This is a genomic window from Stenotrophomonas sp. C-A (assembly GCF_054030835.1).
Genome location: NZ_CM132916.1, coordinates 918,388 through 933,603, shown reverse-complemented (window position 1 = coordinate 933,603; position 15,216 = coordinate 918,388). Strand labels below are relative to the sequence as shown.

Here is a 15,216-nt window from a genome sequence, read left to right as displayed (position 1 = left end):
AGCACCGCATGAGCACTACCCCCGGCTACGTCTCCAACGCCGAGCTGGCCTCGCGCCTCTCGACGCTGGTAGACCGCTGGAACCGGCGCGAGAATCAGATGATCGCGCTGCTGACTCAGGAGGAAGGCACCGTCGTCGTGACGGACGGCCTGGGCAACAACCACACCCTCCCCTCGTTCCCGCAGCTCCAGAAGGACGTGGCCGGGCTGACCGACGAGCTGACCGGCTCGGTCGTGCAGGTGCGCGACCTGGTGTCCGTGGCAACCGGCATGGCGAACGCCGCACAGGCGTCCGCAGATGACGCCTCCGGCTTCGCCGACGCTGCCGAAGCATCCGCCGTGCGCGCTGCGGAATCCGCTGCGAGCATCGACGACGACGTGCAGGCCACCGCCGACGCGGCGACCTTCGCTGCTGCCAAGGCGGCCGAGGCTGCCGACAGCGCCACCGAGGCGGCAAGCTCCGCAGTGGACGCCGCCGCTTCGGCGACGGCCTCGGCCACCTCGGCGCTGGCTTCGGCTGGCTCTGCAAGCCAGGCGGGCACGTCGGCCACCGCAGCGGGTCAGGCGCGTTCGGACGCGCAGGCAGCGGCGACTGCTGCCGCCACGTCACGGGATCAGGCGCAGACTATCCTGGGCTATGCGACCGACGCGGCCGACCGCGCGGAAGCTGACGCCACCGCTGCCGCCGCATCGGCTGCCGCAGCCGCCGACAGCGCGACCGCCGCAGCGACCTCGGTCACCCAGGCAACCACCCAGGCCAACCGGGCGGAAGCCCAGGCGTCCGCTGCGTCGACCAAGGCTGGCGAGGCTGCTGGCTTGGCGACCACCGCGGCCGGTCATGCCTCCGCTGCGTCCGGCTCGGCGTCGGCTGCCTCGACCTCGGCGCAGACCGCATCGTCGGCCAAGACCGCTGCCGAGGCTGCCCGCGACAAGGCGAACCTGTACGCGAACGCCCCGCAGGGCACCGAGGTGTCGCCGGGCGAGTTCTCGGCGAAGCATTGGGCCGCCCAGGCGCAGGCTGCCGTCACCGGCTCGCTGGTCTACATGGGATCGTGGGATGCCAGCACGGGTGCGTTCCCGACCAACCCGGTGAAGGGGCATTTCTACAAGGTGATCGGCGAAGGCACTGTCGGTGACATCCACTGGCGAGTCGGCGACCAGGCGCTCTACGGCGCTACCTGGGAGAAGATCGACAACACCGATCAGGTAACCAGCGTCGCCGGAAAGCAGGGCGACGTGTCGCTCGTTGCTGGTGACATCGGCGGCCTGGGCGCGCTGGCAACCCGCAGCGACGTGGACTTCAACACCCAAGTCACCGGCAAGCCGACGACCTATCCGCCCAGCACGCACTCGCACACGAAGGCTCAGGTGGGTCTGGACAAGGTGGACAACACCGCCGATCTGGACAAGCCGGTAAGCACTGCGGTGCAGGCTGCGCTCGACGGCAAGGCTGCGGCGTCGCATACGCACACCATCGCCAACGTGACCGGTCTCCAGACCGCGCTCGACGGCAAGGCAGCGTCCTCGCACACGCACACCATCGCCAACGTCACGGGGCTACAATCGGCCCTGGATGGCAAGTCCGCTGTCGGCCACACGCACAACTCCACCGACATCGCCAACGTCGTCAACGTCACCGACGATCAGAGCATCGGCGGCATCAAGACGTTCGCGGCCGGTCAGATTCGTGCGCAGGGCTTCGGCGGCAATGCGGCGGCTGGTGTGGTCTATCTCGGCTCGCTGGATCGCTACGTCTACGTCCCCCCGACAGCCAACTCGATTGAGTTCCGGTTTGCGGACGGTACGGGTGGCGTCGCGTCCCTCAACGCTGGCGGCACCGTCTGGACCTCGGCGAACTTCAACCCGGCAGGGAAGGCCGACGCGGGCCACACGCACACCATCGCCAACGTCAGCGGCCTCCAAGGCGCACTGGACGCCAAGGCGAACTCGACGAGCGCTCAGTTCACCAACCTCATCAACATTGGCGGGGCGAGTGACCTGTCGGTGCAGCTCAACCCGACTGGCGGGCGGTCCATCCGCTTCGCTGCGACGGCTACGCCGAACACCGGCATTTGGGACGCGACGAACAACGTGTGGCTGTTCCGTATCAACGGGGATAACAGTGCGAACTTCGCCAGTCATGTGAGCGCACAGAACATCACCGCTGTCGGTGAGGTCTACTGCAACAACTGGATGCGCTCGAACACGTCCGGTACGGGCTGGTATCACCAGGTCCACGGTGGCGGCTGGTACATGGCCGATAACACCTGGATTCGCAACTACAACGGCAAGGGTCTGTGCCTTTCGGGGCCGGGCGGAAGCGGCGGCGATCTCCGACTGGAGAGCTACTCGCCGACCATCGCCTGCTACGACACGGACGCCGGCACGACGCACTGGATACACTGTAACGACAACCAGCACGGCTTCCTCGCCAACAATGCCTTCGCGTGGTGCGCCTACCGCGACGCAAGCAACAATTGGATCGCCACGGGCAACATCGTCGCCTATGCGTCCGATGCGCGTCTCAAGAAGAACATCGTGGACGCCTCGGCCTCCAAGGTGGGCGACTTCTTCGACCGATTCCGTGTGCGCGAGTTCGATTGGGACGCCGAAGCTATCGCCGAGTTGAATCCCACGTTCCACCCGAGTGCGGAGCATGAGGTCGGCGGCATCGCGCAGGAGGCCGAGGAGGTCTACTCGTTGATGGTCGCCACGCACGCAAACGGCATCAAGACGATCCAGTGGGAGAAGGCTGTTCCCTTCCTGATCGCTGAGGTGCAGGCGCTGCGTAAGCGCGTCGCGGACCTTGGGGGAGGTGCCTGATGGCCCTCCCCGGCTCCGGCCCTATCTCCTGGGAAATGATCCGCGCCGAGTTTGGCGGCGGCTACCCGATCTACGCGGACCAGTATTACCGAGGACGTGGATTGGTGCCCGACGTTCCGGCCAACTACGGCGTCCCCACGAGCGGCCCGATCTACGCCTCGCAGTTCTACAACGCGGTCAAGGCGACGCCGTTCCAAGCATCGCTGTCGCCGAGCTACCTGATGGGTAACTGGCCTCAGTCCACCAACGGCACGGTCAGCGAGTCGTTCAGCGTTTATTGCTCGGGCGGCACCGGCAACTACTCCGTGGTCTCCCGCTCCGTCACAGGCGGCGCGTCGATCTCCGGCAGCGGCCTCGGCGGCACTGTGACCGCCTCGGGGCGGAACACCTCCCGCATGGGGCAGTTCACTGTCGTCGTCACCGATGGCGTCACGCAGATCACCCTGACCGGCAACTACGAGTACAGCTTCGGTCGTCCGCTCTAACGCATCCACCACCTACAAGAGACCTAATGCACGATGAAGTGAAGCTGGTCGGCGCTCTCGCGGGCGTCGGCCTCATCGTGGGCATCGCAAAGATGCTCACGTCGAACGATCCGATCACCTGGAAGCAGGCGCTCGGCCGCGCAATCCTCTCTGGCGCTACCGGCCTTGCCGCTGGTGCCATCGTCATTTTCATCCCCGGCGTCTCCTTCGTCGCCCAGGTCGCGCTCGCGTGCATCCTGGCGTCGCTCGGCACGTCCGCGCTGGAGACCGTACTGAACCGCGTCGTCAACAAGTGACCGCCCCCAAGGATGCCTTGGAGCGACTGCACGCCGCAGTCGCGGACAAGCTCGCCGACACCATCGACTCGATGGAGTCGGACGCGAAGGGCCTGGCCTCGATCCTCAACGTGGCCCGGCAGTTTCTCAAGGACAACGGCATCGACGTTGCGGCCACGCCGCCCGGCTCACCGCTGGGCAAGCTGGCCGACAAGGTGTCCGAGTTCCCGTTCGATCCCGCTGAGGATGGGCGGCTGAACTGATGGAGGGCATGACGAGCCTCCACGTTCGTCACCCTTTCGAGGACTTCCGCAACTTCGCCTGGTACGTATGGAAGGAGCTGGGGCTACCAAGCCCCACTCCGATCCAGTACGACATCTGCGAGTTCCTGAAAACCGGCCCGCGCCGTCGCGTCATCATGGCGTACCGCGGCGTCGGCAAGTCCTGGGTGACGGCCGCCTACGTCTGCTGGCTCCTCTGGAAAGACCCCCAGCACAAGATCATGGTGGTATCGGCATCGAAGGAACGCGCCGATGCGTTCTCGGTGTTCGTCAAGCGCCTGATCGAAACCCTGCCTGAGCTGCAACACCTGCGCCCGCGTCCCGACCAGCGCAACTCGAACCTGGCGTTCGATGTCGGCCCCGCGCAGCCCGATCAGTCGCCCTCGGTGAAGTCGGTCGGTATCAACGGCCAGCTCACCGGCTCCCGCGCCGACACCATCATCGCGGACGACATCGAAGTCCCGAAGAACTCCATGACCGTCGTGCAGCGCGAGAAGCTCGCCGAGCTGGTCAAGGAGTTCGATGCGGTGCTCAAGCCGGGCGGCGAGATCATCTACCTCGGCACTCCGCAGACCGAGGAGTCGCTCTACAACAAGCTGCCCGAGCGCGGCTACGTCATCCGCATCTGGCCTGCGCGCTACCCGAAGGACACCAAGCACCGCCAGGTGTACGGCGACCGCCTCGCGCCGATGATCGCCGATGCGTTCGACGCGAACCCCAAGCTCGCCTGGAAGAACTGCGAGAGCGTCCGCTTCTCCGATGAGGACTTGATGGAGCGCGAGGCGTCCTACGGACGCTCCGGCTTCATGCTCCAGTTCATGCTCGATGCGTCGCTGTCCGACGCCGAGAAGTACCCGCTCAAGCTGTCCGACCTGATCGTGATGGACGTGGACCGCGAGGTCGCTCCGATCCGCGTGGTCTACAGCAGCGGCCCGGAGTACATCGTCAGCGACATCCCGTCCGTGGGCTTCACCGGCGACCGCCTGTACCGGCCCATGTACCTCGCCTCGGAAATGGAGGAGTTCACCGGCAAGGTGCTCGCCATCGACCCCTCGGGCCGAGGCGGCGACGAAACCGGCTACGCGGTCGTCGGCATGCTTCGCGGCATGCTCTACGCGCGCCGTGCTGGTGCGACCAAGGGCGGCTACGACGACGACACGCTGGAGACCCTGGCGCACATCGCGCGCGCCGAGAAGGTCTCCGCAGTCCTCATTGAGGCCAACTTCGGCGACGGCATGTTCGCCAAGATGCTCTCCGGCGTCCTGGCGCGCGTGTACCCGTGCTCCATCGAGGAGGTGAAGCACTATGGCACCTCGAAGGAGAACCGAATCATCGACGTGCTGGAGCCGGTACTGAACCAGCATCGCCTGGTGGTCGATGCCTCGATCATCCGCGCCGATCAGAAGTCCGAGCAGAAGTACCAGCTGTTCTACCAGCTGACGCGCATCACGCGCGACCGCGGCGCACTGCGCCACGACGACCGCCTCGAAGCGCTGGCGATGGCCGTGAAGTATTGGGCCGACCAGCTCTCCCGAGACGTGTCCAAGGAGGAGCAGCGCTACCTGGAGGAGCTGCTCGACCGCGAGTACGCCTCCTTCATCCAGTCCGTGACCGGCCGCGTGCCGTCACCCGACAACTACCTCGACATCCTGTAGGAGACCCAATGTCCAACACGCTCGCTGCGTGGCTGATGGCGCTCGCCGCCGCTGCCCTGCTGTACCTGTTCCTGCGCCGCAAGAACGACGACGACAACGACGGCCCGAGCGCACCCGCGCCGGTAACGCCGTGCGACTGCAACCACGCTCCCTGCTGCCACACCCAGGGCGGCCAGTCGAACCCTTACGCCCCGGTGTGAGCCAGGCTGTCCAGCTCGCGCGCCCTCTGACGATGAAGTCGGAGGGTCTGCGCCTGGTGGCCTACCTGTGCCCCGCAGACAAGTGGACCATCGGCTACGGCCACACCGGCAGTGACGTGAAGCCCGGCCTCCGCATCACCGAGGAACGCGCTGTGGAGCTGCTGGAGGCTGACCTCTCCAAGGCCGCTACGGTCGTCCGTCGATACGTGCGCGTGCCCCTCAGCGCGCCGCAGGAAGCCGCTCTGATCGACTTCGTGTTCAACCTCGGCGAGGGCAACTTCGCCAGCTCCACCCTGCTCCGCGTGCTCAACGCGGGCGACTACGCGGCGGTGCCCGCACAGCTCCGCCGATGGACCAAGGGTCGCGTCAAGGGCGTGCTGACGGACCTGCCCGGCCTCATCGACCGCCGCGAGGCGGAAGTCAAACTCTGGAACTCCAAGTGACCATCAAGACCATCTACAACCGCGCCAGCGAGCGCCTGGTGCGCGCCTACGAGCGCGCCAAGGGGTACGTAGCGCTGCGCATTGCCCTCGCCTCGCAGTGGCTCCCGGAGCGCCTGCGCGAGACCTCCCGTCGCACCTACACCGGCTGGCTGTTCGTCGCCGTGTTCCTGGCGCTGCCCTACGTCGTCCTCGGCGGCCTGTGGGAGCACTTGCGGAATGCCGCGGAGCGCCTGTGGGATGACGTGAGCGACATCGAGTGGGCTGCGTTCACCCCGAGCTACTGGCGGGAGCACATCAAGCAGTGACCACGCTGGCCTTTGACGGCCGGCTCGTTGCTATCGACTCGCAGGTCACCGCTGGTGATCTGCGGTACGAGGAGGAGAAGTTCTACCGCACCACCGACACCACCGGGCGCGACCTGGTGGTGTTCGGCGCGGGCACCACTTCCCACATCCAGCGAGCCGTGCGCGAGCTGTCGGAGGGATTCGACGAACTGACCAAGGGCGAGTACACGATCCTCGTGGTCGGCCTGCGGGACAACCCGGTGGCCTTCTACCACGACGGTCTCCCTCTCGACCTCCGGCGCGACTTCCTCGTCGCCGGTAGTGGTGGTGCGATTGCCCTGGCCGCCATGAAGGCAGGCCACAACGCGACCGAAGCAGTCCTCATGGCCTGCTCGACGGACCTCTACAGCGGTCCACCGGTGCAGACCTACGACACTTTCAACAAGCGCTTCCTTAGAAAACGGACATGACTTAACGGCGCAAGGATGCGCCTAAACTGGAATCCCCATCTGACGCGTCCGTTCCAAGGCCCCCATGAGATCGTTTATGCGATACGGCTTTTGAAGAAAGGTAGCCCATTGGTGAATGGTGGGCAGTTGAGGATTGGGAAGCCCCGTGGCAAACATGTAGGGTATTCGATTCGACAAGAGACAGTCAGCGACCGACATGGAGCCACCATCCTCGATATGAATATCTAAGATTGCCGCGTGGAACACTTTTGCCGCCAGTTGGTCTAAAGCTTGCGCGGAGGAAGCAACAACCTCGACCTCATAGCCGAAATTCACCAGGATTTCCTGCAACATCTCTGACAGGTCGGGGTCATCTTCTAAGACCAGTAGCGACCCCAAGCAACCCTTACCGTTTACCCGCGAAGCCATCTGACACCTCCCATGCGTAGCGGCCCGTACCCTATAACTATTGAAGGGGAATATCGCGCTGATGATTTGCAGCGTCCTGAACTGTTCAGCTAGAGAGTCAAGTCGTCTTCCTTGAACCACCACATTACAGCCAAGGCGACGAACCATACGATCAAGGGTATTCCGACAAGGAACTGGAGTAACAGGTCTCTCATGTACTCGCATCCCGCCGACTCAGTAAGCGCGGAATCAAGGATACGCACCTGCTGCTCCACAACGCTTGGGGCGGTGTTATCGTCGTTAATAAGTCCGCGGCTTCTTTCCGCCACGGCGTCCGCATCTCGCATCTTTACATGTTGATACAGAGCCGGTACTCCCACAAGGATTACACAAGCCAGCGTGATCGAAGCCGCGAACCGGGTGAGGATGCTATTGAGCGATGCCATGTGGTCTTGATGAGCTGTCTAGGGCAAACGCCAAGTCTACCGGACCACACAGACCGTCATCTCCTAGGGGGCTTGACAGAGCTGTTATCATTAGATAGACCTAAGTATTACTATAGTGGGACTGTAGAGTTCTATTCATTGGTATTCACCACCAAGTAGAACTACAGTCCTCCTATGCACTCTTGGGGTGTTCCTCTGTCCTCCTTGGGTGCCACTGCGGCGGAACTCCCATGCACCGACTTCTCCTGATCCTGCTCATCGCGGGCGTCACGCCCATCAACCCGCTCCTGGCGATCCTCGCGTACAACCGAGGGATGACCTGGGCTGTGCCTGTGTGCGTCCTATGGGGACTTGGGTCGCTCGCCTGGTTCGCTGTCGTGGCAACGCGGAAGCGCTCCGGTGTGACTGAGGCTCCCTCCTCGCGCGACTGAGGGGGTCGAAACGTTTGCGGCAAATTTCCGAAGGGGTATCCAACTACTTGGAACCGCGCGATCACCCCCCGTAGGGGGTCGCCCCCTGTAGCGCAAAGGCACGATGCGCCCCCCCCTTCGCGTCACCTGCGGCGTCACCACCTCGGCTAACCTGCTGATTCCAAAGGTGAACCACCGGATTAGGTATCCAGTGCCTAGGCAATCCCATGCGATACCTGGGCAACCTGCGGACATCCGCGCTCAAATGTTCGCGCCTCTGTCTGTCCCTATCTGTCTTTTTGCCCTGACCGCCACGCGTCCACCTCGGCACCACCTCGGCACACCTGCCTACCACCTCGGCGCACCCTGCCCCAGCCTATGCCCACCTGCCGCCCACCACGGCCAGCCAATGCGCCGCCACGGCCCACGCAAGGCCCGCCACGGGCATCCCTACCGCCCCGCCTATAGAAGCTCCCCACGCGCGCGCTAGGCGCTCCCTGCGACCATCCAAAAATCGTTGCCATCGGGGTATTGACAGCCATGCGGGGATTGATCTAATCTATACCCGTCGCCAGCAGCACGGCGGCAGCGGAAAAGGCGGCGACAGACGTGCGACCGATGGATCGACAGCACCTAGAGCTTATCCCGCCAGCACTGAGGACTAGCCCCAAAGGCCCCTGAGCGCACCGCAGGTAACGTCCGGCTCAATCCTCCCACTACCGGGAGTGATTGACAAACCGGGAACAAACGGGCATAATGCCCACCATCGAACAACGGTCGCAGGGTGCGGTCGGGACAGTAGGAAAGGGGCAGGCAGGAGCGCCGCCCACGGCAGAACGCGGGGAGCTGGGAACACTAGCCGCGCCGGGAAGTGTAAGGGCCGATGAAGGCCGCCACGGATACCGGGTCACCGCCAGAAAGAGCGGGGCCATCTGTACGGGATTCCTAGGCGAGCTGGAGGCGCTCCCGGAAGCTGGCGACGGTCAGATTCCATGCCTTACAAGCATGAGTCTGACCGCCAAAGCGTCCCTACCGTTGTGATGGGGCGTTTTGGTGGTCCGATTCACTGGAGAGCAACCCATGACGATGATCCCGTTTGATATGACCGCCCGCGACTACTACGTGGCCGGTTGCATCCGCCGCGGCATCCGCGAGCACCGCGCCCGACTCAACGAGCGGGAGCGCCAGGCGAACAGGAACCGCACCCAAGTTGCGCCTTGTCCCTCCCCCGTTGTCATCTGATCCCCTTTCGTCAACCCGGTTTTCCACACCCCGCCGACGTGTGACGGCGGGTCTTTTTTGGAGCTACCATGAGCACCAATGGACCACTGGAGGACTTGCAAGTGCGCAAGCTCACCGCTGAGATTCGCAAGATCAACCGCGAGAGCGACAAGCTGATGATGGAGACCCGGTGGTATCCGTTGGTGGTCGCCACGGCCTTTGTGGCTGGCATCGTCACGCTGACCAAGCTGTTCCTCTAACAGCGCCCTATCCCAATCCACCGAAGCCGCCGCAAGGCGGCTTTTTTGTTGCCCGGAGAAAGCTATGAACAAAATTCCTTCCGCCCTGATCGCCGCCGCTCTGCATGTGGCACCCAAGAATGACGTTCGCTTCTACTTGAATGGCGTGCTGATTGAGTCGCACGCCGATGGTGCGATCATCGTTGCTACAGACGGCCACCGCATGCTTGTGGTGCGTACCAGCCTGCCGTGGGACATTGGCAAGATCATCGTGCCGCGCAATGCGTGCGAGCTGGTCGCCAAGATGAAGGGCGATGTCTATTTCAGCGCCGTGGGCGATGCCAGCCGGTTCAAGGCGGAGCGCGGAGGCCAGGCCATTGAGTTTGCTGCCGTTGATGGAACCTACCCGGACTGGCGTGCTGCGGTGTCCAAGCCGAACGAACTCAAGCTGTCCGGATTCGCGCCTGCCGTCCTCGAAGGCGTAGTGAAGGCGGCCGGTGTAATTCGCAAGGCATTCGGCGGCAAGGCCACTTCACTGATTCCGGTGACTGGCGGCGACGTGGCGGCCATGTTCGGTATTGGCGGCATCACCGATCCGAGCATCAGGTGCGCGTCTTTGATCGTCATGCCAATGCGCGACTCGTCATACCCGGAAGCCCTGTGCAGCGACGCGCTCCGCGCTTAACCCGAACCCATTAGCCGCCGCTAGGCGGCTTTTTTGTTGCCCGGAGAAAGCCATGAACCTCGACAAGTACGCCCCTGAGAGCGCGAAGCGCATAGCCGTGGCGCTGGTGGATGCCGCCCTCGCCGCTGGTTACTCGCTCGGCGTCTACGACGGCGAAGAAACCACGGTGCGGCACAGCCGCGACCGGCAAGAAGTGTTGGAGGCCCTCGCCTCTACCGACCACGATCACCTGCGGTTCTACCGCCCGGACGCAACAAAGGCGGGGTTTGTGCTCCTGATTTGGGAGAACGGGAACGACGCCGCGAGCGACTGGAGCGACAACGACGAGACCAACGCGCTGGTGATGCCGGTGCTGCGCGGGCTGGGAGTGCTGTGATGGAACTGCGCACCTACGGAACCCGCAACGTGTTCCTGGCACAGCCGGGGCGCTATCACGAACAACTGGCGGCGACCGCGATGACGCCGCAGCAAGCCGAGGAGTTCGCCACCGTGGTCAACCGGGCAATCAGGGATACCGACTTCGACCCCATCGACCTTGCGTTGCTTGCGGCAGGGTGGCAGTTGGCTGACGTGCCTGTGACCATCGAAGTGGGCGAGTTCCTGACCAATGTGGCCCGGATGCTTCACAAGCTGTTCGAGGAGCTTTGCACCCCTGACGGCTATCCCGGCGTCTTTGGCTACGAGATCGCGGAACCGTTGGGTGCGTGGCTTGCCGAACGCCCCAAGAATCGCTGCGAACTCGCCGATGCTGAGCGGCAGGCACGCGAAATGATCCAAGCCGAGATGGGCCGCTTCGCATGAGCTACCGCGAGGAGGACATCATGTTCGAGACCGAAAAAGCGTGGGTGCTGCGCAAGGGGCCGAACCATTTTGAGGTCTACAAAATCGGCCTCACGCACTCGACACGCCACGGCATTTTTCACAACATCCCCGGCGCGCTGGATCGCGCCATTGAGCACGCAAAGGGCCTGTCGCAATGAGCAACGACAACGAGCTGGCTGTACCTGCCGGTGACAAGCTGGTCACCCTGGGCGACCGATCGGTCTCCTACGGTCCCCGCCAAGAGTTCGATGGAAGCGTCGAGCCTTGCGCACCGATGGCCGCGCAGTTTTGGGGCGTCTACCGCTGGGCTGGTAAGGACCGCTGGTGGTGGATTGCCGACGTGGCCGACGAAGACACCGCCCGCGCAGTGGCCGCCGCCTACCTGCTGAACGTCAAGCCCGATTGGGCGCACTGACCGACAACCACCGCTGATCCCGAGGCCCGCCTAGTGCGGGCCTTCGCATTTCTGGAGCACACCATGCAAATATACGTTGCCTGCCTTGCCTCATATAACGCTGGCGTCCTGCACGGCGAGTGGATCAACTTGGAGGGACGCGACGCCGACGACGTGCGCGATGAGATTGCCCGCATCCTGCGCGAGTCGCCGCACCCGAACGTGACCGTTGATTGCCCGGATTGCGGCGGTACTGGAACCACATACGTCCCCCGAGTATTCGGCGGGGCGGAATGCACGGCGTGTGGCGGAAGCGGCAAGGTCGCCAGCGCCGAGGAGTGGGCCGTCCACGACTACGACGACGTGTTCGGGGATACCTGGGGCGAGCACCCCGACCTGGACAAGCTGTGCGCATTGCAAGAGCGGCTGGACGAGTTGCACAACGACACCGAACGCGCCGCCTACACGGCCTTCTGCGACCACGAGGGCCTCGACGATGTGACCGTGGAGCAGTTCCACGAAGCCTACGCGGGCCAGTTCGATAGCTGGGCCGACTTTGCCGAGAACTATGTGGACGAATCGAGGCTTCTTCACGACGTGCCCGACGCCCTCTCCCGCTACTTCGACTACGAGAGCTATGGCCGCGACATTCGGCTCAACGGTGACGCGTTTGAGGTGAGCGGCTTCTACTTCTGGAGCCGCTAACGCCGCTTCCGCAAGACCCTGCGCCAATACAGGTATGTGCGATGCGCCGGCACCGAGCTAGTCCACACCCATACGACTAGGTGAAGGGCCGTAATGGCGACTTCTACGCGGGGGTCAATCATCGAATGGTCCTTGGGGTCGGGAGTGGCGATCACGCCCTTCAGCCCTAATCATAAGGCCAATCTCAATATTTGGCACTCATTGTTCCATTTGTAGCACTTGCATAACAGGAGACTTACATATGCGTAACGCAGATTTCACCGCAAACTCGACCCTGGTGATCGTCAACGTGGCCCTCCGCGTCCACCAGTTCGGCCCGTTCTTGGTATTCGAGCGGGAGGTTTTGGTCCTGCATGAACGGACCTACGAGGTGCCCGAATGATTCGGACCATCAATTTCGACCATAACGAGAAGCGCGGCGCTCTCCGCGCGATGCTCGGCCTACTCAACGAGCGCGTCCAGTTCTCGGTCGTCCCCGAGGACTGTGGCTGGCGGGTGTCGTATCCGGTCCCACCCGCGGCCCCAACGGAGACCCCGCGGCCATGACTTCACTGCACCAGTCGGGATCAATCTCTCCCGTGGTACTTGATTCCTACGGACGCGCCATCATTGTGGCCTGTAGTCTGCCCGACGGCAGCGTCATGCTGTCGGGCTGCGCATCCGCAGACGACCAGGGGGGCGTTCTCAGTCTATGAGTACGGTGAGACGGACAATAGCCAGCGCGGTAGTCCGCGTAGGGCAAGGACTGTTTTTTGCATCCGTGGTCGGGGCCATTGTGACCCTGGCGGCGATGCTGGCACTACCGTTCTTAAAACACTGAAACGTAAGACCTTTTTGTGGAGCGCAGCCGGGGGTGGCGGCGCATTACAACGCCGTGAGCAGGGGACAGGACGGCCCCTTCGCAGGGCAGAAGTACCTGGACCTGTTCGTGAAAGCCTTTGGATATGAGATCGGAATCGACCCCTCCCCCACGCCCTGGCAGCGTGGTTTCTGGATGGACAAAATTGGCAAGAATGCCATCAACATTGGCTTGGGCCTTGTAATCCTTACATTGCGGCTCCAAGATAGACCCTGATGGTTTCCCAAGGGGGAACCATCCCCTTACGGAAAATGAGCGCACCATGAATCTCTCGCAGAAAGAACTGACGGCCATTCTCACAACCGCACTGTCAGCCTTCCGGGAAGAGATCGACGAGGACATCACCGCCACCCGCATCCTCACCCTACTCGCCGTTGTGGACGAGCCGGGCATTCAGCAGGTGGACCTTGAGCGCGTCCTCGGCGGACTCTCTCCCTCCGCAGTGAGCCGCAATGTGCTCGACCTGTCGTCTATCAAGCGTAACCGCGAGCCGGGGCCTGACTTCCTGGAGCAGCGCCCTGATCCCGCCTACCGCAAGCGCAACCTGATCTTCCCGACGACCAAGGCGCTGCACTGGCTGGCTTCGCTCGCAGAACGTGTCAACCGCAAGGTGACGGCGCGCGTCGCAGCCGCCTAACCCCCAACACCCCGTTGTGCCCCGAGGCCCGCCTAGTGCGGGCCTTTTCATTTTTGGAGATACACATGGCCCTTCGCCTCAAAGGGACCGCGCCCAAGCCGGGTGCGCCCGATAAGCGCTACTACATGCTCGACGTGCAGGAGGGATACCGGCGCGTGCGCTTGTCCACCGGCACCCGCGACCGCGTGGCAGCCGAGCGCAAGGAGCAGGCGGTCCTCGACGCCCTGCGCGACGACCCCGACGTTTCCGAGGACGTGCTGCGCGAACTCATCCGGGGCAAGTCCCGGTCGGCGCAGATGGCCGTGGCGAAAGCCAAGGCCCGGCAGCGCACCCTCAAGGACGCGATGGATGACGCCCTGGACGACCGCAACTTTTGGGGCAAGCTCAAGTCCATCGAGACCGTCCGCACCAACTGCAAGATCGTCCAGGGCTTCCTGGGCGAGGACACGCCCATCAACGACATCACCCAGGCCGCAGTGGACGCGATGGTGACCAAGATGGAGGCCGAGGGAGCTGCTCCGGCGACCATCAACCGCAAGATGCACGCCCTGATGGCCGTCCTGCGCCGCGAGGCGAAGGCCGGGCGCATGCTGGCCGCCATCCCGGAGTACCGGCCGAGCGACGAGCGCGACAACGCGCGCCAGTTCACCCTGACCATTGAGGACGAGGAGCTGATCCTCTCCCGCGTGCTCGCGTGGGACATCCTGCCCGACCCCGAGTACGGCGGTCGGCCGCGGACGCGCGACGGTAAGGACTACCACGACCTGTTCGTGTTCCTGGCCGACGTGGGCTGCCGCCTGAGCCAGGCATTCAACCTGCGCTGGAGCGACCTGGTGGGAACCCCGCCGACCGCCGTTCGCTTCTGGCGTCACGGGGAACTGAAAGGCGGCCGGCAGCGCACCATCCCGTTGACCTCCCGCGCCTCGGAAGTGGTCCAGCGGCGGCGCAGGGCGGCAGGCAAGGAGCAGACCGGCCCCTTCTCCACGCTCAACAAGACCCGCGCCAACAAGCTCTGGAATCGTGCGCGAAAGGGGACGCATCTCGCCAAGGAGAAGGAGTGCGTGATCCACTCGCTGCGGCACACCTGCGCCACCCGGCTGCTGCTGGCGACCGGCAACATCAAGCTCGTGCAGGAGTGGCTGGGGCATCGGGACATCCGCACCACGTCGGAGACCTACGCGAAGGTGCTGGCCGAACAGGCGCTCATCGGCAAGTCTGCGCTGGAGCAATTGCGGGCTGCGCCGCAGGTGACGCCCACAGGTGACGTTCCGAGACAGGGATTGATTGCCAACGAGGGATTGTAGTACCAAAACTGACCGTCGCCAGCTTACTTTTCAGTAACTTAGCGACGGTAGTAAGAAAACAGTGGGGTGGCTGAGGGGATTCGAACCCCCGACCACCGGAATCACAATCCGGTACTCTAACCAACTGAGCTACAGCCACCACTGAAACTTTCGCTCCACCGCCGATGAGGCTGACGTTGAAACTTGATGCTT

The 15,216-nt window shown here is 63.6% G+C and carries 21 protein-coding genes and 1 tRNA gene; 20 read left to right on the top strand and 2 right to left on the bottom strand.

Annotated elements, in window-relative coordinates:
- Nucleotides 1–8: 8 nt before the first annotated feature.
- The 9 genes from ACW5IY_RS04300 to ACW5IY_RS04260 are packed head-to-tail and all read left to right on the top strand — an operon-like array spanning nt 9 to nt 6,915.
- The gene (locus ACW5IY_RS04300) at nt 9–2,822 is read left to right on the top strand and encodes a tail fiber domain-containing protein (RefSeq protein WP_049434056.1); all 2,814 of its coding nucleotides are present in this window, start codon (nt 9–11) and stop codon (nt 2,820–2,822) included.
- Entirely contained in the window at nt 2,822–3,307 is a 486-nt protein-coding gene (locus tag ACW5IY_RS04295) for a hypothetical protein (RefSeq protein WP_126411773.1), read from the top strand. Before ACW5IY_RS04300 ends, ACW5IY_RS04295 begins: the two co-directional genes overlap by 1 nt.
- Nucleotides 3,308–3,333: 26 nt before the next feature.
- Complete coding sequence (locus tag ACW5IY_RS04290) at nt 3,334–3,603, top strand: phage holin family protein (protein ID WP_005412393.1); 270 nt, start codon at nt 3,334–3,336, stop codon at nt 3,601–3,603.
- Nucleotides 3,600–3,845, top strand: a complete 246-nt coding sequence (locus tag ACW5IY_RS04285; protein WP_032961803.1) for a hypothetical protein — start codon at nt 3,600–3,602, stop codon at nt 3,843–3,845. The genes ACW5IY_RS04290 and ACW5IY_RS04285 overlap by 4 nt, the downstream gene beginning before the upstream one ends.
- An 8-nt stretch (nt 3,846–3,853) precedes the next feature.
- Complete coding sequence (gene terL, locus ACW5IY_RS04280) at nt 3,854–5,518, top strand: phage terminase large subunit (RefSeq protein ID WP_223846474.1); 1,665 nt, start codon at nt 3,854–3,856, stop codon at nt 5,516–5,518.
- A gap of 8 nt (nt 5,519–5,526) precedes the next feature.
- The gene (locus ACW5IY_RS04275) at nt 5,527–5,718 is read left to right on the top strand and encodes an LPXTG cell wall anchor domain-containing protein (protein WP_049434054.1); all 192 of its coding nucleotides are present in this window, start codon (nt 5,527–5,529) and stop codon (nt 5,716–5,718) included.
- 32 nt (nt 5,719–5,750) lie between these two features.
- A complete protein-coding gene (locus ACW5IY_RS04270) occupies nt 5,751–6,161 on the top strand; it encodes a lysozyme (protein ID WP_219627573.1) in 411 nt (136 codons plus the stop codon).
- Nucleotides 6,158–6,466 carry a hypothetical protein gene (locus tag ACW5IY_RS04265; protein WP_049397869.1) on the top strand — a complete coding sequence of 103 codons (309 nt, stop codon included), beginning with the start codon at nt 6,158–6,160 and terminating at the stop codon, nt 6,464–6,466. The genes ACW5IY_RS04270 and ACW5IY_RS04265 overlap by 4 nt, the downstream gene beginning before the upstream one ends.
- On the top strand, nt 6,463–6,915 hold the full coding sequence (locus tag ACW5IY_RS04260) for a hypothetical protein (protein ID WP_004154560.1): 453 nt from the start codon (nt 6,463–6,465) through the stop codon (nt 6,913–6,915). Before ACW5IY_RS04265 ends, ACW5IY_RS04260 begins: the two co-directional genes overlap by 4 nt.
- Before the next feature lie 21 nt (nt 6,916–6,936).
- Here ACW5IY_RS04260 and ACW5IY_RS04255 read toward each other — a convergent pair whose 3' ends face one another.
- Nucleotides 6,937–7,323, bottom strand: coding sequence for a response regulator (locus ACW5IY_RS04255; protein WP_049397870.1), 387 nt, complete (start codon nt 7,321–7,323; stop codon nt 6,937–6,939).
- Nucleotides 7,324–9,238: 1,915 nt separating this feature from the next.
- Here ACW5IY_RS04255 and ACW5IY_RS04250 point away from each other — a divergent pair.
- From ACW5IY_RS04250 to ACW5IY_RS04200, 11 genes are all read left to right on the top strand, one after another.
- Entirely contained in the window at nt 9,239–9,400 is a 162-nt protein-coding gene (locus tag ACW5IY_RS04250; protein WP_153643622.1) for a hypothetical protein, read from the top strand.
- A 68-nt stretch (nt 9,401–9,468) separates the two neighbouring features.
- Nucleotides 9,469–9,639: a hypothetical protein gene (locus tag ACW5IY_RS04245; protein ID WP_004154558.1), complete on the top strand. Its 171-nt coding sequence runs from the start codon at nt 9,469–9,471 to the stop codon at nt 9,637–9,639.
- A 64-nt stretch (nt 9,640–9,703) separates the two neighbouring features.
- On the top strand, nt 9,704–10,303 hold the full coding sequence (locus tag ACW5IY_RS04240; RefSeq protein ID WP_049397873.1) for a DNA polymerase III subunit beta family protein: 600 nt from the start codon (nt 9,704–9,706) through the stop codon (nt 10,301–10,303).
- Between the two features lie 52 nt (nt 10,304–10,355).
- The gene (locus tag ACW5IY_RS04235) at nt 10,356–10,679 is read left to right on the top strand and encodes a hypothetical protein (protein ID WP_049397874.1); all 324 of its coding nucleotides are present in this window, start codon (nt 10,356–10,358) and stop codon (nt 10,677–10,679) included.
- Nucleotides 10,679–11,104 carry a hypothetical protein gene (locus tag ACW5IY_RS04230; RefSeq protein WP_049397875.1) on the top strand — a complete coding sequence of 142 codons (426 nt, stop codon included), beginning with the start codon at nt 10,679–10,681 and terminating at the stop codon, nt 11,102–11,104. The genes ACW5IY_RS04235 and ACW5IY_RS04230 overlap by 1 nt, the downstream gene beginning before the upstream one ends.
- Before the next feature lie 20 nt (nt 11,105–11,124).
- Complete coding sequence (locus ACW5IY_RS04225; protein WP_153643621.1) at nt 11,125–11,283, top strand: hypothetical protein; 159 nt, start codon at nt 11,125–11,127, stop codon at nt 11,281–11,283.
- Nucleotides 11,280–11,540 (top strand): hypothetical protein, encoded by a 261-nt coding sequence (locus ACW5IY_RS04220; protein WP_032961791.1) that lies wholly within the window; start codon nt 11,280–11,282, stop codon nt 11,538–11,540. Before ACW5IY_RS04225 ends, ACW5IY_RS04220 begins: the two co-directional genes overlap by 4 nt.
- A 63-nt stretch (nt 11,541–11,603) precedes the next feature.
- The gene (locus tag ACW5IY_RS04215) at nt 11,604–12,224 is read left to right on the top strand and encodes an antirestriction protein ArdA (protein WP_049397877.1); all 621 of its coding nucleotides are present in this window, start codon (nt 11,604–11,606) and stop codon (nt 12,222–12,224) included.
- A 241-nt stretch (nt 12,225–12,465) separates the two neighbouring features.
- Entirely contained in the window at nt 12,466–12,606 is a 141-nt protein-coding gene (locus ACW5IY_RS04210) for a hypothetical protein (RefSeq protein WP_005412379.1), read from the top strand.
- Between the two features lie 739 nt (nt 12,607–13,345).
- Nucleotides 13,346–13,720 carry a helix-turn-helix domain-containing protein gene (locus tag ACW5IY_RS04205; RefSeq protein WP_005412378.1) on the top strand — a complete coding sequence of 125 codons (375 nt, stop codon included), beginning with the start codon at nt 13,346–13,348 and terminating at the stop codon, nt 13,718–13,720.
- Nucleotides 13,721–13,785: 65 nt separating this feature from the next.
- The gene (locus ACW5IY_RS04200; RefSeq protein WP_049397878.1) at nt 13,786–15,024 is read left to right on the top strand and encodes a tyrosine-type recombinase/integrase; all 1,239 of its coding nucleotides are present in this window, start codon (nt 13,786–13,788) and stop codon (nt 15,022–15,024) included.
- Between the two features lie 62 nt (nt 15,025–15,086).
- On the opposite strand, the gene ACW5IY_RS04195 is transcribed toward ACW5IY_RS04200, so the two are convergent.
- Nucleotides 15,087–15,163, bottom strand: a tRNA-His gene (locus tag ACW5IY_RS04195).
- Between the last annotated feature and the right edge of the window lie 53 nt (nt 15,164–15,216).